The sequence below is a fragment of the Pseudomonas putida genome (assembly GCF_025905425.1).
GTDB lineage: Bacteria > Pseudomonadota > Gammaproteobacteria > Pseudomonadales > Pseudomonadaceae > Aquipseudomonas > Aquipseudomonas putida_AF.
This window is the reverse complement of the sequence record NZ_CP109603.1, coordinates 3,839,909-3,861,516: the sequence shown is the minus strand read 5'-3', so window position 1 is coordinate 3,861,516 and position 21,608 is coordinate 3,839,909. Positions and strand designations below refer to the sequence as shown.

The 21,608-nt window shown below is 60.8% G+C and carries 18 protein-coding genes and 1 pseudogene; 17 read left to right on the top strand and 2 right to left on the bottom strand.

Annotation, left to right across the window (positions count from 1 at the left end; genetic code table 11):
• Positions 1–18 precede the first annotated feature (18 nt).
• Both mupP and ubiG read right to left on the bottom strand, forming a co-directional pair.
• Positions 19–690: an N-acetylmuramic acid 6-phosphate phosphatase MupP gene (gene mupP, locus OGV19_RS17195; protein ID WP_264309849.1), complete on the bottom strand. Its 672-nt coding sequence runs from the start codon at positions 688–690 to the stop codon at positions 19–21.
• Positions 691–692: 2 nt separating this feature from the next.
• Positions 693–1,391 (bottom strand): bifunctional 2-polyprenyl-6-hydroxyphenol methylase/3-demethylubiquinol 3-O-methyltransferase UbiG, encoded by a 699-nt coding sequence (gene ubiG / locus OGV19_RS17190; protein ID WP_264309848.1) that lies wholly within the window; start codon positions 1,389–1,391, stop codon positions 693–695.
• Between the two features lie 110 nt (positions 1,392–1,501).
• Between ubiG and mtnA the strand changes: the two genes are divergently transcribed.
• The 17 genes and pseudogenes from mtnA to OGV19_RS17105 all read left to right on the top strand — a co-directional run bounded on the left by mtnA (position 1,502) and on the right by OGV19_RS17105 (position 21,605).
• Positions 1,502–2,578 carry an S-methyl-5-thioribose-1-phosphate isomerase gene (gene mtnA, locus OGV19_RS17185; RefSeq protein WP_264309847.1) on the top strand — a complete coding sequence of 359 codons (1,077 nt, stop codon included), beginning with the start codon at positions 1,502–1,504 and terminating at the stop codon, positions 2,576–2,578.
• A 347-nt stretch (positions 2,579–2,925) separates the two neighbouring features.
• The gene (gene gyrA / locus OGV19_RS17180) at positions 2,926–5,691 is read left to right on the top strand and encodes a DNA gyrase subunit A (RefSeq protein WP_264309846.1); all 2,766 of its coding nucleotides are present in this window, start codon (positions 2,926–2,928) and stop codon (positions 5,689–5,691) included.
• Between the two features lie 204 nt (positions 5,692–5,895).
• The gene (gene serC, locus OGV19_RS17175) at positions 5,896–6,981 is read left to right on the top strand and encodes a 3-phosphoserine/phosphohydroxythreonine transaminase (protein ID WP_264309845.1); all 1,086 of its coding nucleotides are present in this window, start codon (positions 5,896–5,898) and stop codon (positions 6,979–6,981) included.
• Positions 6,981–8,075 carry a prephenate dehydratase gene (gene pheA / locus OGV19_RS17170; RefSeq protein WP_264309844.1) on the top strand — a complete coding sequence of 365 codons (1,095 nt, stop codon included), beginning with the start codon at positions 6,981–6,983 and terminating at the stop codon, positions 8,073–8,075. Before serC ends, pheA begins: the two co-directional genes overlap by 1 nt.
• Before the next feature lie 159 nt (positions 8,076–8,234).
• A complete protein-coding gene (locus tag OGV19_RS17165) occupies positions 8,235–10,475 on the top strand; it encodes a bifunctional prephenate dehydrogenase/3-phosphoshikimate 1-carboxyvinyltransferase (RefSeq protein ID WP_264309843.1) in 2,241 nt (746 codons plus the stop codon).
• Positions 10,472–11,155: a (d)CMP kinase gene (gene cmk, locus OGV19_RS17160; protein WP_264309842.1), complete on the top strand. Its 684-nt coding sequence runs from the start codon at positions 10,472–10,474 to the stop codon at positions 11,153–11,155. Before OGV19_RS17165 ends, cmk begins: the two co-directional genes overlap by 4 nt.
• Positions 11,156–11,282: 127 nt before the next feature.
• A complete protein-coding gene (gene rpsA / locus OGV19_RS17155; protein WP_003252673.1) occupies positions 11,283–12,959 on the top strand; it encodes a 30S ribosomal protein S1 in 1,677 nt (558 codons plus the stop codon).
• 101 nt (positions 12,960–13,060) lie between these two features.
• Positions 13,061–14,125, top strand: a complete 1,065-nt coding sequence (locus tag OGV19_RS17150) for an acyltransferase family protein (protein ID WP_319026085.1) — start codon at positions 13,061–13,063, stop codon at positions 14,123–14,125.
• A gap of 155 nt (positions 14,126–14,280) precedes the next feature.
• Positions 14,281–14,577: an integration host factor subunit beta gene (gene ihfB, locus OGV19_RS17145; RefSeq protein ID WP_003252675.1), complete on the top strand. Its 297-nt coding sequence runs from the start codon at positions 14,281–14,283 to the stop codon at positions 14,575–14,577.
• Positions 14,578–14,595: 18 nt separating this feature from the next.
• Positions 14,596–14,859: a lipopolysaccharide assembly protein LapA domain-containing protein gene (locus OGV19_RS17140; RefSeq protein ID WP_264309841.1), complete on the top strand. Its 264-nt coding sequence runs from the start codon at positions 14,596–14,598 to the stop codon at positions 14,857–14,859.
• Positions 14,860–14,962: 103 nt separating this feature from the next.
• Positions 14,963–16,393, top strand: coding sequence for an MBL fold metallo-hydrolase (locus OGV19_RS17135; RefSeq protein WP_264309840.1), 1,431 nt, complete (start codon positions 14,963–14,965; stop codon positions 16,391–16,393).
• 221 nt (positions 16,394–16,614) lie between these two features.
• Complete coding sequence (locus OGV19_RS17130) at positions 16,615–17,661, top strand: LPS O-antigen chain length determinant protein WzzB (protein WP_264309839.1); 1,047 nt, start codon at positions 16,615–16,617, stop codon at positions 17,659–17,661.
• 129 nt (positions 17,662–17,790) lie between these two features.
• Positions 17,791–18,321, top strand: a pseudogene (gene rfbC / locus OGV19_RS17125) (dTDP-4-dehydrorhamnose 3,5-epimerase); the annotation flags it as partial.
• 42 nt (positions 18,322–18,363) lie between these two features.
• A complete protein-coding gene (locus tag OGV19_RS17120) occupies positions 18,364–18,762 on the top strand; it encodes a sugar 3,4-ketoisomerase (protein WP_264313961.1) in 399 nt (132 codons plus the stop codon).
• A complete protein-coding gene (locus OGV19_RS17115; RefSeq protein WP_264309838.1) occupies positions 18,755–19,225 on the top strand; it encodes an acyltransferase in 471 nt (156 codons plus the stop codon). The genes OGV19_RS17120 and OGV19_RS17115 overlap by 8 nt, the downstream gene beginning before the upstream one ends.
• A complete protein-coding gene (locus tag OGV19_RS17110) occupies positions 19,218–20,324 on the top strand; it encodes a DegT/DnrJ/EryC1/StrS family aminotransferase (protein ID WP_264309837.1) in 1,107 nt (368 codons plus the stop codon). Before OGV19_RS17115 ends, OGV19_RS17110 begins: the two co-directional genes overlap by 8 nt.
• A gap of 9 nt (positions 20,325–20,333) precedes the next feature.
• Positions 20,334–21,605 carry an O-antigen translocase gene (locus tag OGV19_RS17105; RefSeq protein WP_264309836.1) on the top strand — a complete coding sequence of 424 codons (1,272 nt, stop codon included), beginning with the start codon at positions 20,334–20,336 and terminating at the stop codon, positions 21,603–21,605.
• Positions 21,606–21,608 lie beyond the last annotated feature (3 nt).

The window sequence follows — 21,608 nt, the reverse complement described above, 5'->3', positions numbered from 1 at the left end:
GCTGACTCCAGGTCTCGATCAGCAGCCGCACAGCGCGCTGTCGATCACCTTGCGCAGTTCCAGCGGGTGGTCCACCACCACGTCGGCACCCCAGTTGTTCGGGTTGTCTTCTGGATGAATATAGCCGTAGCGCACCGCCGCCGTGCGGGTGCCGGCGTCGCGGCCAGACTCAATGTCGCGCAGGTCGTCGCCGACGAACAATACGCTGGCCGGGTCCAGGTTCAGCGTCTTGCAGGCCAGGATCAGCGGCTCGGGGTCAGGCTTGCTGTTCTTCACGTGGTCCGGGCAGATCAACAGTGCCGAACGCTCGGCCAGGCCCAGGCGCTGCATGATCGGCTCAGCGAAGCGCACTGGCTTGTTGGTGACCACGCCCCACAGCAGATTGCCTTTCTCGATGTCGGCCAAGAGCTCGGCCATGCCGTCGAACAGCTTGCTGTGCACCGCGCAGTCGCGCTGGTAGCGCTCCAGAAACTCCAGGCGCAGGGCCTCGAAGCCTTCGGCCTCCGGGTCCATGGCAAAGGTGACGGCGACCATGGCACGGGCACCGCCGGAAATCACCCCACGAATCAGGTTGTCGTCGATTGCTGGCAAGCCGCGTTCGGCAAGCATGGCCTGGCAGATGGCGATGAAGTCCGGCGCCGTGTCGAGCAGGGTGCCGTCCATGTCGAAGAGTACTGCTCGCAAACGCATGCTCATTCCTCGCGCAGGGTCTGGATCATGTAGTTGACGTCCACATCGCCGCAGAGCTTGTAGTGCTTGGTCAGCGGGTTGTAGGTCAGGCCAATGATGTCCTTGACTTCAAGGCCGGCAGCGCGGCTCCAGGCGCCAAGCTCCGAGGGGCGGATGAACTTCTTGAAGTCGTGGGTGCCGCGCGGCAGCATCTTGAGGATGTACTCGGCGCCGACGATGGCCAGCAGGTAGGCCTTGGGGTTGCGGTTGATGGTCGAGAAGAACACCTGCCCGCCAGGCTTGACCATGCGGTAGCAGGCACGGATCACCGACGACGGGTCAGGGACGTGTTCGAGCATTTCCAGGCAGGTGACCACGTCGAACTGCTCGGGCATCTCTTCGGCCAGGGCTTCGGCGGTGATCTGCCGGTACTCCACTTCGACGCCGGATTCCAGCTGGTGCAGTTGGGCAACCGCCAGCGGTGCCTCGCCCATGTCGATGCCGGTCACCGTGGCGCCGCGCAGGGCCATGGATTCGCTGAGAATGCCGCCACCGCAACCTACGTCCAGTACCTTCTTGCCAGCCAGGCCGACCCGCTCGTCGATCCAGTTGACGCGCAACGGGTTGATTTCATGCAGCGGCTTGAACTCGCTTTCACGGTCCCACCAGCGGTGGGCCAAGGCTTCGAACTTGGCAATTTCGGCGTGGTCGACGTTGCTCATTTAAGAGTCCTCTGAAACTTCGCTAAATTGGGCCGGAGTATACCCGAGCGCTCAAGGCCGAGGGTCGCTATAATCGCCGGCTTTTGATATCCGAACGACGGGGAGAGGCGATGCGCGAGCGACTTTTGGCGGCGGAGAAGGTGACCGCGATCCGCTGGCAAGGCGGCGTCCTGCATCTGCTCGACCAGCGTCTGCTGCCGTCGCAGGAGGTTTGGCTGGCCTGCGACAATGTCGCGCAGGTAGTGGCCGCGATCCGTGACATGGCCGTACGTGGCGCTTCGGCCATCGGCATTGCCGCGGCCTACGGCCTGGTCCTGGCCCTGGAAGAGCGCCTGGCCGAGGGTGGCGACTGGGAGCTGGACCTGGAAGAAGACTTCCTCAGCCTGGCCGAGGCGCGCCCCACCGCTGCCAACCTGTTCTGGGCACTGAACCGCATGCGCGAGCGCCTGCAGCGTCTGCGCCCGGAAGACGACGTGCTGGCGATGCTGGAGGCCGAGGCGGTGGCGATCCATGAAAGCGATCGCGAAGCCAACCTGACCATGGCCCAGCACGGCATCGAACTGATTCGCCGTCATCAGGGCAATGCCCAGACCCTGCTTACCTACGGCAATGCCGGTGCCCTGGCCAGCGGCGGTTTTGGCACTGCGCTGGGGGTGATCCGCGCGGGGTACCTGGAGGGCATGGTCGAACGCGTGTACGCCGGCGAAACCCGGCCCTGGCTCCAAGGCGCGCGCCTGACCGCCTGGGAGCTGGCCAACGAAGGTATTCCGGTGACCCTGTGTGCCGATTCGGCCCTGGCCCACTTGATGAAGAGCAAAGGCATTACCTGGGTGGTGGTCGGTGCCGACTGCATCGCCGCCAATGGCGATGTGGCCAGTAAGATCGGCACTTACCAGCTGGCGGTCAGTGCCATGCACCACGGTGTGCGCTTTATGGTGGTGGCGCCGAGCACCAGCATCGACCTTAACCTGGCCACGGGCGAGGACATTCCGCTCGAAGAGCGCGATGCTGACGAGCTGCTGGATTACGCCGGAACCCGTGTGGCGCCGGATGTCGAGGTATTCAACCCGGTATTCGACGTGACCCCGGCTGACCTGATCGACGTGATCGTGACCGAAAGGGGCGTGGTCGAGCGCCCGGATGCCGCCAAGCTGGCCCAGCTGATGTGTCGCAAGCGTTTGCATTGATTTCTGTAGGAGCGGCCTTGCCGGGGCGCCGGACCGGTCGGAAAGGGGCGCGCAAGGCCCCAGCAATCTATGTCGCAACACAAATCCTGGGGCCGCTGCGCGCCCCTTTCCGACCGGTCCGGCGCCCGGCTAGGCCGCTCCTACACATCTCCCCACCAGCACCGCCTTTGTGATAACATCCGGCAGTTTCCAAGACCGCCCATCACGGCGGCCAAATTTGCGCAGATCCATGGCACAACTCATTGATTTGTCGTAAGTCGTCGCACCACTGCGCGTCGCGGCGGCGAGCTTCGTTCGGCCCTTGATGGCGCTGCGAAGTTTCACCAGAAAAAGGAATCAGGCTTCTCATGGGCGAACTGGCCAAAGAAATCCTCCCGGTCAATATCGAAGACGAACTGAGACAGTCTTACCTCGACTACGCGATGAGCGTGATTGTCGGGCGAGCGCTGCCCGATGCACGTGACGGCTTGAAGCCCGTGCATCGTCGCGTTCTCTATGCGATGAGCGAACTGGGCAACGACTGGAACAAACCGTACAAGAAGTCCGCCCGTGTGGTCGGTGACGTGATCGGTAAGTACCACCCGCACGGCGACACTGCGGTCTACGACACCATCGTGCGTATGGCCCAGCCGTTCTCGCTGCGCTACCTGCTGGTCGATGGTCAGGGCAACTTCGGTTCGGTCGACGGCGACAACGCCGCGGCCATGCGATACACCGAAGTGCGCATGTCCAAGCTGGCCCACGAGCTGCTGGCCGACCTGCACAAAGAGACCGTCGACTGGGTGCCCAACTATGACGGCACCGAGCAGATCCCGGCGGTCATGCCGACCCGGATCCCCAACCTGCTGGTCAACGGCTCCAGCGGTATCGCCGTGGGCATGGCGACCAACATTCCGCCGCACAACCTCGGTGAAGTCATCGATGGCTGCCTGGCGCTGATCGACAACCCGGAAGTCACCATCGATGAACTGATGCAGTTCATCCCTGGGCCGGACTTCCCGACTGCCGGTATCATCAATGGCCGTCAGGGCATCATCGAGGCCTACCGTACCGGCCGTGGCCGCATCTACATGCGCGCCCGCTCCGAGATCGAAGACATCGACAAGGTCGGTGGCCGTCAGCAGATCGTCGTCACCGAGCTGCCGTACCAGCTGAACAAGGCGCGTCTGATCGAGAAGATCGCCGAGCTGGTCAAAGAGAAGAAGATCGAAGGCATCACCGAGCTGCGCGATGAGTCCGACAAGGACGGTATGCGCATCGTCATCGAGCTGCGTCGCGGCGAGGTGCCGGAGGTGGTGCTCAACAACCTCTACCAGCAAACCCAGCTGCAGAGCGTGTTCGGTATCAACGTCGTGGCGCTGATCGATGGTCGCCCGCGTCTGCTCAACCTCAAGGACCTGCTCGAAGCGTTCGTCCGTCACCGTCGTGAAGTGGTCACGCGCCGTACCGTGTTCGAGCTGCGCAAGGCCCGCGAACGTGGCCACATCCTTGAAGGTCAGGCGGTTGCGCTGTCCAACATCGACCCGGTCATCGCCCTGATCAAGGCCTCGCCGACGCCATCGGAAGCCAGGGAAGCGTTGATTGCCACTGCCTGGGAATCCAGCGCCGTGCAGGTCATGGTCGAGCGCGCAGGCGCCGATTCCTGCCGCCCTGAAGACCTGCCAGAGCAATACGGCCTGCGCGACGGCAAGTATTACCTGTCGCCGGAACAGGCCCAGGCGATCCTCGACCTGCGTCTGCACCGCCTGACTGGCCTGGAGCATGAGAAGCTGCTGGCCGAGTACCAGGAAATTCTCGAGCAGATCGGCGAACTGATCCGCATCCTCAGCAGCGCCGAGCGCCTGATGGAAGTGATCCGCGAAGAGCTTGAAGCGATCCGCGCCGAATACGGCGATGTTCGCCGTACCGAAATCCTCAACGCCAGCCATGACCTCAACTACGGCGACATGATCCCGGAAGAAGAGCGCGTGGTGACCATCTCCCACGGTGGCTACGCCAAGACCCAGCCGCTGTCCGCCTACCAGGCCCAGCGCCGTGGCGGCAAGGGCAAGTCGGCGACTGGCGTGAAGGACGAGGACTACATCGAGCACCTGTTGGTCGCCAACAGTCACGCCACCCTGTTGCTGTTCTCCAGCAAGGGCAAGGTGTACTGGAAGAAGACCTACGAGATCCCCGAGGCCTCCCGTGCCGCCCGTGGCCGCCCGTTGGTCAACCTGCTGCCGCTGGAGGAAGGTGAGCGCATCACCGCCATGCTGCAGATCGACCTCGAAGCCTTGCAGCAAAGCGCCGATCCGGATGAAGAGCTGGAAGACGGCGACGAGGGTGTGATCGAAGGTGAAGTGGTAGAGGTCGAAGAAGTCGACGAAGAAGACGGCGACACCCCAGAGTGGGTGGCAGAGCCGACTGGCGCGTACATCTTCATGGCGACTGCGTCCGGTACCGTCAAGAAAACCCCGCTGGTGCAGTTCGCCCGTCCGCGCTCCAACGGCCTGATCGCCCTGAAGCTAAAAGAAGGCGACACCCTGATTGCTGCGGCCATCACCGATGGTGCCAAAGAAGTCATGATGTTCTCCGACGCCGGCAAGGTGATCCGCTTCGCCGAGAGCGTGGTGCGCGAAATGGGCCGTACCGCCCGTGGTGTGCGCGGCATGAAGCTGGGCAAGGGGCAGCAGATCATTTCGATGCTGATCCCGGAATCCGGCGCGCAGATCCTCACCGCCTCCGAGCGTGGCTTCGGCAAGCGTACGCCGCTGTCCAAGTTCCCGCGTCGCGGCCGTGGTGGTCAGGGCGTGATCGCGATGGGTACCAAGGGTCGCAACGGTCTGTTGATCGGTGCCATCCAGGTCCAGGAAGGCGAAGAGATCATGCTCATCTCGGACCAGGGCACCTTGGTGCGGACACGGGTTGGCGAAGTTTCCAGCCTGAGCCGTAACACCCAGGGTGTGACGCTGATCAAGCTGGCGGCTGACGAAACGCTGGTAGGCCTGGAGCGTATCCAGGAGCCATCCGAGGACGAGCTCGATGAGGTGATCGAGACGGACGAGGAGGGCGTCGAGGCTGAAGCGCCAGACAATGAAGACGCTGCGGGTGCCGAAGAGGCCCCGCAGGAGTAAGCAAGCGTAAACCCGAACGGGGCGACCAAGGTCGCCCCGTTTGACTGATTAGGCCGGGCAATGCCTGGCCCTGTGGGAGCGGGCTTGCCCGTGACCAGGCGGCGCGGTGTTTGGCACCGGCTTCGCCGGTGTTCGCGGGGCAAGCCCGCTCCCACAGGGTTCCCGCAGAACTAGCTGTTTAGATCTATTAGAGCGAGAGTGGATGTGAGCAAACGAGCCTTTAACTTCTGCGCAGGCCCTGCCGCGCTTCCTGACGCTGTCCTGCAGCGCGCCCAGGCCGAAATGCTGGACTGGCGTGGCAAGGGTTTGTCGGTGATGGAAATGAGCCATCGCAGCGACGATTACGTGGCCATCGCCGAGAAGGCCGAGCAGGACCTGCGTGACCTGCTGTCCGTCCCCTCCAACTACAAGGTCCTGTTCCTGCAGGGCGGCGCCAGCCAGCAGTTCGCTGAAATTCCGCTGAACCTGCTGCCGGAAAACGGTACCGCCGACTATATCGAGACCGGTATCTGGTCGAAGAAGGCCATCGAGGAAGGGCGTCGTTTCGGCAATATCAATGTTGCCGCCAGCGCCAAGCTCTACGACTACCTGGCCATCCCGGGGCAGAATGACTGGAACCTGACCAAGAACGCAGCCTACGTTCACTATGCGTCTAACGAGACCATTGGTGGCCTGCAGTTCGACTGGGTGCCAGAGACCGGTGATGTTCCGCTGGTGGTCGACATGTCGTCCGACATCCTCTCCCGCCCGATCGACGTGTCGCAGTTCGGCCTGATCTACGCCGGCGCGCAGAAGAACATCGGCCCAAGCGGCTTGGTGGTGGTGATCGTTCGCGAAGACCTGCTGGGCCATGCCCGCAGCAGCTGCCCGACCATGCTCGACTACAAGGTCTCGGCTGACAACGGCTCGATGTACAACACCCCGGCTACTTATTCCTGGTACCTCTCGGGCCTGGTCTTCGAGTGGCTCAAGGAGCAGGGCGGCGTCGAGGCCATGGAGCAGCGCAACCGCGCCAAGAAAGACCGCCTGTACAGCTTCATCGATGCCAGCGACTTCTACACCAACCCGATCAGCCTCAACGCCCGGTCGTGGATGAACGTGCCGTTCCGCCTGGCCGACGAGCGCCTGGACAAGGCCTTCCTGGCCGGTGCCGACGCCCGTGGCTTGCTCAACCTCAAGGGCCATCGCTCGGTCGGCGGCATGCGTGCCTCGATCTACAACGCCCTGGGCCTGGAGGCGGTTGAAGCGCTGGTTGGCTACATGGCCGAATTCGAGAAGGAGCACGGCTGATGTCCGAACACGAGCTCAAGGCGCTGCGCGTACGCATCGACAGCCTCGACGAGAAGATCCTCGAGCTGATCAGCGAGCGTGCCCGTTGCGCCCAGGAAGTGGCCAGGGTCAAGACCGCCTCGCTCGCCGAGGGTGAAAAGCCGGTGTTCTATCGCCCTGAGCGTGAAGCAGCCGTGCTCAAGCGGGTGATGGAGCGCAACAAGGGGCCGCTGGGCAACGAAGAGATGGCGCGGCTGTTCCGCGAGATCATGTCGTCCTGCCTGGCCCTGGAAGAGCCGCTGAAAATCGCCTACCTGGGGCCTGAAGGTACCTTCACCCAGGCAGCAGCGATGAAGCACTTCGGCCATGCCGTGATCAGCCGCCCGATGGCGGCCATCGACGAAGTGTTCCGCGAAGTGGCGGCCGGTGCCGTCAACTTCGGCGTGGTGCCGGTGGAAAACTCCACCGAGGGTGCGGTCAGCCACACCCTGGATAGCTTCCTCGAACACGATATGGTGATTTGCGGTGAGGTCGAGCTGCGCATCCACCACCATTTGCTGGTGGGCGAGAACACCAAGACCGACAGCATCACCCGCATCTACTCCCACGCCCAGTCCCTGGCCCAGTGCCGCAAGTGGCTGGATGCGCATTACCCGAACGTCGAGCGTGTCGCGGTTTCGAGCAACGCCGAGGCGGCCAAACGGGTCAAGGGTGAATGGAATTCGGCAGCGATCGCCGGCGACATGGCGGCAAACCTGTACGGCCTGACCCGTCTGGCCGAGAAGATCGAAGACCGCCCGGACAACTCGACGCGCTTCTTGATGATCGGCAGCCAGGAAGTGCCACCGACCGGCGACGACAAGACTTCGATCATCGTCTCGATGAGCAACAAGCCGGGTGCCTTGCACGAGCTGTTGGTGCCGTTCCACGAGAACGGTATCGACCTCACCCGCATCGAGACCCGTCCGTCGCGCAGCGGCAAGTGGACCTACGTGTTCTTCATTGACTTCGTTGGTCACCACCGTGACCCGCTGATCAAGGCGGTGCTGGAGGCGATCAGCCAGGAGGCTGTGGGGCTGAAGGTGTTGGGGTCTTATCCGAAGGCGGTGCTTTGACTGAAGGCCGCTGGGGCTGCTGCGCACCCCTTCGCGGGGCAAGCCCGCTCCCACAGGGGCATTGTTGTACCTGTGGGAGCGGGCTTGCCCCGCGAAGGGGTACGCAGCAGCCCTTGCGGTCTCAAAGACTGTCTTGATTTCTGAACAGGGTTCGCACAAGTGGTAGATGCAGTAATAACCAAACCCGCACCGCTCATCGGTCGCCTCGTCGTCGTAGGCCTGGGCCTGATCGGCGGCTCCTTTGCCAAGGGCCTGCGCGAAAGCGGCCTGTGCCGCGAAGTGGTCGGTGTCGATCTGGATGCCCCTTCGCGCAAGCAGGCCGTGGCCCTGGGTGTGGTCGATCGCTGCGAAGAAGACCTTGCCGCCGCCTGTGTCGGTGCCGACGTTATCCAGCTGGCCGTACCCATCCTGGCCATGGAAAAACTCCTTGCACGCCTGGCCCAGCTCGACCTCGGTGATGCTGTCATCACTGACGTCGGCAGCGCCAAGGGCAATGTGGTGCGTGCCGCGCGCGAGGTCTTTGGTGCGCGCCTGTCGCGCTTCGTTCCCGGTCACCCGATCGCCGGTTCCGAGCAAAGCGGGGTAGAGGCCTCCAATGCCACCCTGTTCCGCCGCCACAAGGTCATTCTCACGCCGCTGCCGGAAACCGACCCGGACGCCTTGGCCAAGGTCGACCGCCTGTGGCGTGCATTGGATGCCGATGTCGAGCACATGCCGGTCGAGCGGCACGACGAAGTGCTGGCCGCCACCAGCCATCTGCCACACCTGCTGGCCTTCGGCCTGGTCGATTCGCTGGCCAAGCGCAATGAAAACCTCGAGATCTTCCGGTACGCTGCGGGAGGCTTCCGCGATTTCACGAGAATCGCTGGCAGCGACCCGACCATGTGGCACGACATCTTCCTCGCCAACCGCGAAGCTGTCCTGCGCACGTTAGATACATATCGCAGCGATCTCGACGCCTTGCGCGACGCGATCGATGCAGGGGACGGGCACCAGCTGCTGGGTGTGTTCACCCGCGCGCGTGTTGCCCGCGAGCATTTCAGTAAAATCCTGGCCCGCCGGGCCTATGTGGACGCTATGAACGCCAACGATCTGATTTTCCTGGCCCAACCGGGTGGCCGCCTGTCCGGGCGAATCCGCGTACCGGGCGACAAGTCGATTTCCCACCGCTCGATCATGCTCGGCTCGCTGGCCGAAGGCACGACCGAGGTCGAAGGCTTCCTTGAAGGTGAGGATGCGCTGGCGACCTTGCAGGCTTTCCGTGACATGGGGGTGGTCATCGAAGGCCCGAACCACGGTCGCGTGACCATCCACGGCGTCGGCCTGCACGGCCTCAAGCCGCCACCTGGGCCAATCTACGTGGGTAACTCCGGCACCTCGATGCGCCTGCTCTCCGGCCTGCTGGCCGGTCAGTCGTTCGACGTGACCATGACCGGTGACGCCTCGCTGTCCAAGCGCCCGATGAACCGTGTGGCCAACCCGCTGCGCGAAATGGGTGCAGTGGTCGAGACCGGCCCTGAAGGCCGTCCGCCGCTGACCATTCGCGGTGGCCATCCGCTCGAGGCGCTCACCTACACGCTGCCGATGGCCAGTGCCCAGGTCAAATCCTGCCTGCTGCTGGCTGGCCTGTATGCCGAAGGCAAGACCACGGTCACCGAGCCTGCGCCGACCCGTGATCACACCGAGCGCATGCTGCGCGGCTTTGGTTATTCGGTCGAGTCCAACGGCCCGGTGGCTTCGCTGCAGTCCGGCGGCAAGCTCACTGCAACCCGCATCGAAGTGCCGGCCGACATCTCGTCGGCGGCGTTCTTCCTGGTGGCGGCCTCGATCGCCCAAGGCTCGGAGCTGGTGCTTGAGCATGTCGGCATCAACCCGACCCGTACCGGCGTCATTGACATCCTGCGCCTGATGGGCGGCGACATCACCCTGGAGAACCAGCGTGAAGTCGGCGGCGAACCTGTGGCCGACCTGCGTGTGCGCGGCGCCCAGCTCAAGGGTATCGACATCCCTGAGCACCTGGTGCCGCTGGCTATCGACGAATTCCCGGTGCTGTTCGTTGCTGCTGCCTGTGCCGAAGGGCGCACCGTGCTGCGCGGGGCTGAGGAGTTGCGGGTCAAGGAATCCGACCGCATCCAGGTGATGGCCGATGGCCTGATCAGCCTGGGCGTGAAGTGCGAACCGACCCCGGATGGCATCATCATCGACGGTGGCCAGATCGGCGGCGGTGAGGTGCATGGCCACGGTGATCACCGTATCGCCATGGCGTTCAGCGTTGCCTCGCTGCGCGCCAGTGCGCCGATCCGCATCCATGACTGCGCCAACGTCGCCACCTCGTTCCCCAACTTCCTGGCGCTGTGCGCCGAGGTCGGCATTCGTGTGGCTGAAGAGGGCAAGTCGTGAGTGCCCAGGCGCCAGTCATCACCATCGACGGGCCAAGCGGCTCGGGTAAAGGCACGGTTGCCGGCCTGCTGGCCCGCGAGCTGGGCTGGCGGTTGCTGGATTCCGGCGCGCTTTATCGTTTGCTGGCCTTCAATGCCAGCAATCACGGCGTCGACCTGACCAACGAAGAGCTGCTCAAGCAGCTTGCCGCCCATCTGGATGTGCAGTTCATCGCGGCTGAGCCCGGTAAGCTGCAACAAATCATCCTCGAAGGCGAGGACGTCAGTAACGTCATCCGTACCGAAACCGTCGGTGCGGGCGCCTCGATGGTGGCTTCGCTGCCTGCCGTGCGCGATGCCTTGCTGATGCGCCAGCGCGCATTCCGCGAAGCGCCGGGCCTGATCGCCGATGGTCGCGACATGGGTACCGTGGTGTTCCCGGACGCGCCTTTGAAGGTGTTTCTCACCGCCAGTGCGGAGGAGCGGGCACGTCGCCGTTACCTGCAGTTGAAGGGCAAGGGCGAAGATGTTAGTCTGTCGAGTCTGCTGGATGAGATTCGTGCACGCGATGAGCGTGACACCCAACGTGCAGTGGCCCCGCTGAAACCAGCGGCTGATGCCATTCAGTTGGACTCTACCGAGTTGTCCATCGAGCAGGTGTTGGAACGTATCAGGAGTGAGATCGCGCTTCGCGACCTTTAACTGATAGCCAGGAGAGCAGGCAGGTGCACCAGTCAACGTCCTGCCGGCTTTCCTTTACATAACGAAACCCACATTGTCTGGAATGTGGCGAGGGGCGTCTGTTTCGCCCAAATCTACAGGAATTAAAATGAGCGAAAGCTTTGCAGAACTCTTTGAAGAAAGCCTGAAAACCCTCAATCTTCAGCCGGGTGCGATCATCACCGGTATCGTTGTCGACATCGACGGCGACTGGGTTACCGTACACGCTGGCCTGAAGTCCGAGGGCGTCATCCCGCTCGAGCAGTTCTACAACGAAGCTGGCGAGCTGACCATCAAGGTCGGTGACGAAGTTCACGTTGCGCTGGACGCGGTCGAAGACGGCTTTGGCGAAACCAAACTGTCCCGTGAAAAAGCCAAGCGCGCCGAGTGCTGGATTGTTCTGGAAGCAGCTTTCGCCGCCGAAGAAGTGGTCAAGGGCGTTATCAACGGTAAGGTTAAAGGCGGCTTCACTGTCGACGTTAACGGCATCCGTGCGTTCCTGCCGGGCTCCCTGGTTGATGTCCGCCCTGTGCGCGACACCACCCACCTGGAAGGCAAAGAGCTGGAATTCAAGGTCATCAAGCTGGACCAGAAGCGCAACAACGTTGTCGTTTCCCGTCGCAGCGTGCTGGAAGCCGAGAACAGCGCCGAGCGCGAAGCCCTGCTGGAGACCCTGCAGGAAGGCCAACAAGTCAAAGGTATCGTCAAGAACCTCACCGACTACGGCGCCTTCGTGGACCTGGGCGGTATCGACGGCCTGCTGCACATCACCGACATGGCCTGGAAGCGCATCAAGCATCCTTCCGAAATCGTTAACGTTGGCGACGAAGTCGACGTTCGCGTTCTGAAGTTCGACCGTGAGCGCAACCGCGTTTCGCTGGGTCTGAAGCAGATGGGCGAAGATCCGTGGGTTGCTATCACTGCCCGCTACCCAGAAGGTACTCGCGTACAAGCTCGCGTTACCAACCTGACCGACTACGGCTGCTTCGCTGAGCTGGAAGAAGGCGTTGAAGGTCTGGTACACGTTTCCGAAATGGACTGGACCAACAAGAACATCCACCCGTCGAAAGTCGTTCAGGTTGGCGACGAAGTGGAAGTCATGGTTCTGGACATCGACGAAGAGCGTCGTCGTATCTCCCTGGGCATCAAGCAGTGCAAGTCCAACCCATGGGAAGACTTCTCCGGCCAGTTCAACAAGGGTGACAAGATCACCGGTACCATCAAGTCGATCACCGACTTCGGTATCTTCATTGGTCTGGACGGCGGCATCGACGGCCTGGTTCACCTGTCCGACATCTCCTGGAACGAAACCGGCGAAGAAGCCGTACGTCGTTTCAAGAAGGGCGACGAGCTGGAAACCGTCATCCTGTCGGTCGACCCAGAGCGCGAGCGCATCTCCCTGGGCATCAAGCAGCTGGAAGACGATCCGTTCTCCAACTTCGTTGCTGTCAATGACAAGGGCGCTATCGTCAAGGGCATCGTGAAAGAAGTTGACGCCAAAGGCGCCATCGTCACCCTGGCCGACGACATCGAAGCTACTCTGAAAGCTTCCGAAATCAGCCGTGACCGCGTTGAAGACGCGCGTAACGTTCTGAAGGAAGGCGAAGAGATCGAAGCCAAGATCATCAGCGTTGACCGCAAGTCCCGCGTTATCAGCCTGTCGATCAAATCGAAAGACGACGCTGAAGAGCGCGAAGCCATCCAGAGCCTGAAAAACGCTCCGGAAGCGGCTGCCGACACCACCATGGCTGCGCTGCTGCGCGAAGCAATGGCCAAGCAGAACTGAGTTCTGTTTGATCGGTAAAAAAGGGCGACCCTCGGGTCGCCCTTTTTTTGTGTCGGAAGAATGGCGGTATAGTCGGCTTGGGCCATATCGGGGGTGTGGTGATGTTGATGTTTGGCGACGTCATGAAAGGTCGCGGGCGGGACAATAACTTCCTGATCATCAGGTTGCTTGCGGCAACGGCGGTTGTGGTGGGGCACTCCTTCGCGCTCTCTTATCTGGAGTGCCTGAGCTGTGCAGACCCGGCGCTGCAGCTAGGTGTGCCTGTTCCAGTCCACAGCCTGGGAGTGGAAGTGTTTTTCATGGTTAGTGGTTTTTTGATTGCTGCCAGCGGCGAAAGAAATGGCGTCAGGGACTTCTACCTGGCGCGTGCATTGAGGATCTTGCCTGGGTTGCTGGTGTGCCTGTTCCTCATGGCCTTTGTGTTAGGGCCGCTCGTTACCTCGCTGCCGCTTGCCGAGTACTTCTCTAAAGGCCAGGTTTACAACTATTTCTACAGCCCATTGCTGATTTTCAAGGATGCCCAGTTCGTGCTGCCTGGGGTGAGTTTTACCCCGAGATTCCAAGGGGTTTCGGTCAATGGCAGTTTGTGGACCATCCCGCTGGAAATGCGCATGTACTTGGTGCTGGGGGTGCTGGTTGTCTTGGCCAGAGTTTGCCGCTGGCCAATGGCGGGGTTGGCGCTGCCGGTAATGCTGATTGCGCTGGGGCTTCATGCCCTGTACCCGGCCTTTGCGGTCTACCCGTTCAAGTTGGTGGTGTGTTTCCTGGCGGGGTCGGCGTTTTATGGGTGCCGGGCAGTGATTCCGCATGCCGGCTGGCTGTTGCTTGCCTGTGCTGCGGTGTTCTTGCTGAGCAAGGGAGGGCGCTTTGAGGTTTTCACCTTCGCCGTCCTGACGATTTACGCCACCTTGTACTTCGCCTACTGCCCACAGTTGAAGCTTCCTTCGTTTGTGCAGGATTACTCCTACGGCATTTATCTGTATGCATTTCCGATCCAGCAGCTGTTGGCTGGGGCGATGCCGTGGGCTGGGCCTTATTGGTTGATGTTGGCTGCAGTGCCTGCCTCCTGGTTGGCAGGGTATGTGTCGTGGGAGTTGGTCGAAAAGCCTGCCCTGGCGCTAAGGAAGCGCTTTTCGCGCGTATCGCCCCAGCAGCAATTGGCTTGAGCGCTCGTGTACGGGCCTTGCGGCTTAGACCATTCTTGTAAAACATCAATCTTGAATTTTTTTATTAAGTCAAGAAGCGCCCTGTTCAAATCCTTCTCGGCGTGCTACAAACTGGTTAAGCAATGATCTAGCTGCTTGATAACGAAGGGAAAAATATGACGAAGTCGGAGCTGATCGAACGTATTGTCACCCATCAGGGGCTGCTCTCGTCCAAGGACGTGGAGCTGGCCATCAAGACCATGCTTGAGCAGATGTCACAATGCCTGGCCACGGGCGATCGCATCGAGATTCGCGGTTTTGGCAGCTTCTCGCTGCACTATCGCGCACCTCGTGTCGGCCGCAACCCGAAAACCGGCCAGTCGGTCAGTCTCGAGGGCAAATTCGTGCCGCACTTCAAACCGGGCAAGGAGCTGCGTGACCGGGTCAATGAAGAAGATGAGGCCGAGGCCTGATCATAAAGGAGCAGTCTGATGCGTAACCTCAAGCGCGCCCTGGCGGCGTTGTTCGTGCTGCTGTTGGCGGCTGTGGTGTTGTTCTTCGTGCTGGAAAATCAGCAGACTGTCTCGCTGGTCCTGTTTGGCTGGTCGGCACCGGCCTTGCCGGTTGCGGTGCTGGTGCTGGCGGCACTGGTCATTGGTTTGGCAGTTGGGCCTTTGCTGGGGGCCTACGGCGTGCAGCGCAGCAAGCGCAAGATCAGGGCTTCTGCTCGTCAGGCAGCACTGAACGGCAATTAAGGGATAATTCCTACAGTTACATGGGAAAGCGTCACCTATGCCTGCGTCGGTCGTCATGGAGTAATAGCGCACTTCATTTTCGGCCCAGGCGAGCGTGCGCAGCATGGAATATCCCGTCCTTTCCCACCACGGTGGGACCCGAGGCGTAACCGGGTCCTGTCACCAGCTTCATCTGGGTCACGCTACCAGCCTGCTGATCGATTGTGGTCTGGAGCAAGGGGTCGATGCGCCATCGGATGCTGGGGCCGCACCGCTGGGTTTCGAGGTGAGTGGCATTCAGGCGCTGATCGTCACACACGTGCATCTCGACCACGTTGGCCGCATCCCGGCACTTCTGGCCGCCGGTTACCGCGGCCCCATCCTCTGCAGTGAGCCATCTGCCAAGCTTCTTCCGGTAGTACTGGAGGATGCCTTCCGCTTGAGTGTCAGCCGTGAGCCGGTGCATGTGGCGCATTATCTCGCCCTTCTCGATGAGCTGATCGTACCGGTGCCGTTCGAGCATTGGCATGACCTTGTAGACCCTACCGGGCTCACTTGCCGTATCCGCTTGCAGCGGGCTGGCCATCTGCTGGGGTCTGCCTATGCGGAATGCCATGTGGAAAATGAGCAGGGTAGTACGCGTTACGTGTTCTCGGGCGACCTTGGTCCATCTGCCAATCCCTTGCTGCGCCCGCTGCAGCCCCCAGAGCGAGCAGATGTGCTGGTGCTCGAAAGCACTTATGGCGATCGCCTGCACCCCTGTCTTGGCGACCGCAGGCAGAGGCTCGAAGCAGCCATCGATCGCGCCCTGGCTGACAAGGGAGCGATTCTTATCCCGGCATTCAGTTTGGGCAGAACCCAGGAGTTGTTATACGAGCTTGAAGACATCCTTCACCATAAGTCCCTGCTCAGAGGTTCGGATGGTGCTACTGGTGAGGATTCACTCGACTGGTCACAACTGCCCATCATTCTTGACTCTCCTTTGGCCCAGCGCATCACTTCGATTTACTCGCAGTTGCATGATTACTGGAATGAGGAAGCCAGAGCTCGTTTGGACGAAGGCCGCGACCCGCTTGGTTTCACGCAGCTGATCAGCGTGGACACCCATGCCAGGCATCAGCAAGTGGTTAATTACCTCAAGAGCACTGGGCGCCCGGCGATAGTCATTGCCGGCAACGGCATGTGCTCGGGTGGGCGCATCGTCAATTACTTCAAGGCCATGCTGGGTGATCCCCGGCACGAGGTGATGTTCGTCGGCTATCAGGGCAAAGGCACACCGGGGGCGTTGATACAGGCGAGCGAGGGGGCAGAAGGGGGCGTGCAGATCGACCTGGATGGGCAGATGCACGAACTGCGGGCAAAGGTCATGACCTTGCCGGGTTATTCGGCGCACGCCGACCAGAAAGGCTTGGTGAGGTTCGCCCTGGGTGGTCAGGTGAAGCCCGCCAGCGTGGTGTTGGTGCATGGCGAAAAAGGCGCGAAAAAGGCGCTGCAAAGGGCTTTGCGTCAGGAGGCTGAGCGGGTGGGTGTGAGCCTGGCGGTTACCATACCCTGAACCCTTGGTCTGACAGCGGTGTGCTGGCCGACGCAAGGCGGGAACTATTGCGGGTGGGGTTTATCTACTGCGACTAACCCTGATGCTGGATGGGCTATATGTTGGCATAATGCCGCTACACTGAGAGAGCGCGCGTCTTGCCAGCCTCCATGCAGTGGCTCGTGTTGTTTTGGTATGCCAGAAACCGTGTGCACAGTCAGACCCAAGGAAAGACACAAGAAATGCGCAATGACCTTGAGCGCCACAGTAGTAATAGTGATGAAGTTGACCTGTTGGAGTTTCTGGAGGGGGTGTGGCGGCAAAAGTTTCTCATCTTTCTAGTGACGATTGCTGTCACCGCGGTTGCCGTGGCTTATGCACTGTTGGCCAAGCCGGTTTATGAGGCCAAACTTTTTCTGGCGGCACCGTCATCCAGTGATATTGCCGACCTGAACTATGGGCGTACCCGGCAGACCGGGCTGGAGCCTTTCACGTCCCGGAAGGTCTTTGATACCTTCATCGAACATTTGAACGGTGAGACCCTGCGCCGTCAGTTCTTCAAAGAAGTTTACTTGCCTTCCCTGCCTGCGGGGCAGGGTACACAAGGCGCATTGTATGCAGCGTTCAACAGCGCCTTTGACGTCGTGCAATTGGCGGGTGAGCCGGCGCGGGCCTACGTGGCCTTCCGCGGTCGTGACCCGGCCGTGGCGTCGAAGTGGGCTGCCGCCTATGTCGACAAGGCCAGTGACGCCGCCAAGGTCGAGGTGTTGCACGATGCGACCAAGGAGGCTGAGGTCCGCGCCAGCGCGCTGCAGTTGGAGGTCGACAACCTGCGTGAAAACGGCCAGCTTCAACGTGAAGACAAGATCATTCGCTTGCAAGAGGCGTTGCGTATTGCAACTACTATTGGCCTGGAAAACCCACCGCTGATTAGCGGGGAAGTGTCCAAGGCGTTGTCGTCGAAGATGGACGGCGAACTGACGTATATGCGTGGCAGCAAGGCGTTGGCCGCTGAAATCGCTAATTTGCAACAGCGTAAAAGCGAAGATCCCTTTATTGCTGAGCTCCGGGAAGTGCAAACGAAACAGCAGTTCTATCAGGGGATCGTTGCGACCAAGCGAACGGTGAGTGTCTATCAACTGGACGGGACGATAGAACAGCCGGATGTGCCGATTAAGCCACGGCGCAACTTGATTATTGCGCTGGGTGTGGTTGTTGGTTTTGGCCTGGGCTGCCTGGTAGCGACCCTGCGATATGCCCTGCAAAATGTGCAAAGGCGTCGGGCCTGACCTTGGGAAACGAGCAGGGCAGCGCACGTGGAATTTTGCGCGAGACATTTACCGTGTTAACGGTGAAACTACTGAAGTAAAGGGGGCCGGCCTCACTGGCTCCGAGAAAAACATGCGAAAGGTTTGCCGATGAAGCTTGTTCAAACGAACATTCCCGATGTAGTCATAGTGGAACCCGCCGTGTACGAGGATGATCGCGGGTGGTTCACGGAAACCTTCAATGAAACCCGCTTTCATGGCGAATTGCTCAAGCTTGGCTTGAGCAAGCCCCGGGCGTTCGTCCAAGACAACCATTCGATGTCCCATCGCGGCGTTTTGCGCGGGCTGCATTTCCAGCGTGCACCGCACGCCCAAGGCAAACTCGTCAGGGTGGTGCGTGGTGCGGCCTATGACGTAGCAGTCGATATCCGCCCTGGCTCCCCGACGTTCGGGCAGTGGGTGGGGGTGGAGCTGACCGAGCGCAACAACCGTATGCTGTGGATTCCCGAAGGGTTCGCGCATGGTTTTATCGCCCTCGAGGACGAAACACACTTCCTGTACAAAACCACGGATGTGTACAACAAGGCCGCCGAAGGCAGCATTCACTGGGATGACCCAGACCTGGCGATTGACTGGCCCATGCGTGACGGCCTCATCGTCAGCGAAAAAGACAACCTGGCCCCACCCTTCAGGCATCACCTCAATGCCGCCGGGGAAGGGGCCTTGTCCCAGCTCGAACTGTTCAAAGTCCTGGGTGATCACCGCGGCCAGTTGGTGGCCTTGCAAGCCCTGGATAACGTGCCGTTCGCAATCCAGCGTGTCTATTACCTGACCGAGACGCTGCCCGGTGTTGCCCGCGGGTTTCACGCCCACAAGGCGCTCAATCAACTGGCCATCTGTGTGTCTGGGCGCTGCCGGATGATCATGGACGACGGTGCGAACCGCACCGACCAATGGCTGGATACCTTCAACAAAGGCATCCTGATTCCGCCTATGGTCTGGCACGAAATGCATGATTTCAGCCCGGATTGTGTCCTGCTCGTACTGGCCGACGCCCATTACGACGAGGCCGACTACATTCGTGACTACACAACGTTCACGGAGTTGAAACGCGATGCCTAGCATTCATCAACTGGCAGATGTGCAAAGTGATGCCATCGGCGAAGGCACCAGAGTCTGGCAATTCGTGGTGATCATGAAAGGTGCGCAGATCGGGCGTAATTGCAACCTGTGCGCACATACCCTGATTGAGGGCGATGTGGTGCTGGGCGATAACGTGACGGTCAAGTCCGGCGTTTACCTGTGGGACGGTACGCGCGTTGCGGATGACGTATTCATCGGCCCCAACGCCACCTTTACCAACGATGCGATGCCGCGCTCCAAGCACTACCCGGAGCAGTTCAACGGTATTCGCCTGGAGCGCGGGGCCAGCATTGGTGCGAATGCCACCTTGCTGCCAGGCGTTGTCGTTGGCGAGTACGCCATGGTGGGGGCCGGGGCGGTCGTGACCAAAGACGTCCCGCCCTATGCAGTGGTTGTAGGGAATCCAGCAAAAATTATCAGGGTGATAGACCGCAATGGTTAAGTTTCTCGATCTGCAGGGTGTGAATGCGCAATACCGTCAGGCATTGATTGATGCCTGCACCGATGTCATCGACTCGGGCTGGTACATCATGGGCGAAAAACTCAAGCAGTTTGAGGCCCAGTTCGCCAGCTACTGCGGGGTGAAGCACTGCATTGGTGTGGCCAACGGCCTGGACGCCCTGACCCTGACTTTGCGTGCCTGGAAACTGCTGGGCCGTATCGCCGAGGGCGACGAGGTAGTGGTGCCTGCCAACACCTATATCGCGACCATCCTCGCGATTACCGAGAACAAGCTGGTACCTGTGCTGGTGGAGCCCGATGAGGGCAGCTTCAACCTGGGGGCACACAACTTGGCGCAAGCACTGACGCCGCGCACGCGCGTGATCATGCCTGTGCACCTGTACGGGCGACTGGCCGACATGCCCGCGATCAACGCATTCGCCGGTGAGCATGATCTATTGGTGCTGGAAGACTCTGCTCAGTCCCACGGTGCCGAGCTGGACGGTCGCCGGGCGGGTGCCTGGGGCGATGCGTCGGGCTTCAGTTTCTACCCGGGCAAGAACCTGGGGGCGCTGGGTGACGCCGGTGCGGTCACCACCAACGACGATGCGCTGGCCGAGACGCTGAAGTCGCTGCGCAACTATGGTTCGCACGTGAAGTACATGAACATGTTCCAAGGGGTGAACAGCCGCCTGGATGAACTGCAGGCTGCCTTGTTGAGCGTGAAGCTGCCGTACCTGGATGAAGAGACACGGCTGCGCCAGCAAGTTGCGCAGCAGTACCTGGCTGGCATTCGTAACCCGGCCATCCAGTTGCCTGATCCGGGCGCTGCCGGCCAGCATGCCTGGCACCTGTTCGTGGTGCGCAGCGATTGCCGTGAGCAGTTGCAGCAGCACTTGGCACAGCAGGGTGTACAAACCCTGGTGCACTACCCCATACCGCCGCACCGGCAGCAAGCCTATCCTCAGCTGGCCGACCTGTCGCTGCCGCTGACCGAACGCCTGCATGAGCAGGTGCTGAGCCTGCCCATGGACCCGACCCTGACTGCGTCCTCAGTCCAGCACGTCATTGACGCCTGCAACAGCTTCTCGCGTCCTTGAGTGCCAGGTATGACCCTGATCAGAACTAGCCTGCTCAATGCCATCGCGGTCGCGGTGAAGATGGCCACCTTGTTGGGCCTCAACAAGGTGCTGGCCCTGTACGTAGGGCCGTCTGGCTACGCGGCCATCGGCCAACTGCAAAATGCGGTGACGATGTTCACCACCCTGGCCAGCGGTGCCGTCAGCACCGGCGTTACCAAATACACGGCGGAATTCGCCGAACAGCCCGAGCTGCAACGCAAGATATGGAAAACCGCCGGGACACTGTCGGTGCTGGTGTCGCTGCTGCTTGCGGTGTTCATCATCGTGCTGCGCAAGCCCCTGGCCAGCTGGTTCTTCAATGACGAATCGCTGGCTACGGTGTTGCTTTGGTTTGCCGCAACCCTGGTGTTTTTTGCGTTCAACTCGTTGCTGCTGGGTGTGCTCAATGGCAAGAAGGATGTGGCCCGCTATGTGCTGGCCAATATCCTCGGTAGCCTGATTTCGCTGGTCGTCACCTGTGCGCTGACCATTCAGCTAGGGCTGTATGGTGCATTGGTGGCCCTGGCGGTGTACCAGTCCTTGAGTTTTGTGGCCACTTTGCTGATCTGCATGCGCACCCCATGGTTCCGCCTTGCCGACTTTTTTGGTGGCCTGGACCGGCTAGCGCTGGCCCGGCTCTCGAAGTTTGCCCTGATGGCCGTGGTCACGGCCTGTTCGCTGCCGGTTTGCCATGTGTTCCTGCGGGACTACCTGGGCAACACGTTCGGCTGGGAGCAAGCCGGGTACTGGGAGGCCATGTGGCGTCTGAGCTCAGCGTACCTGATGCTGATCACCACCACCCTGGCGGTGTATTACCTGCCGAGGCTTTCCGAACTGGCGGATGCCGGTGAGCTGCGCCGGGAAATCCTGCAGGGCTACAAGCTGATCCTGCCCATGACCATTTTCGCCGGGCTGGTGATCTACCTGCTGCGGGACTTCATCATCCTGGTGCTGTTCTCTGAGTCGTTCCTGCCGATGCGCGAGTTGTTCGCCTGGCAAATGGTGGGCGACAGCCTGAAGATCGCCAGCTGGCTGATGGCGTACTTGATGTTGGGCAAGGCCTTGACGCGGTTGTACCTGGTGACTGAAATCCTTGCCACGCTGTCGCTGTATGGCTTGACCGTGTACCTCACGCAACTCTGGGGGTATGAGAAGGTCACACTTGCCTACGCCGTCAATTACCTGTTGTACGCGATAGTCATGTATTTCACGGTTTTCCGGCGTCTACCGTCGATTGTCGCTAATTCGGCTCGGAGCTGAGTG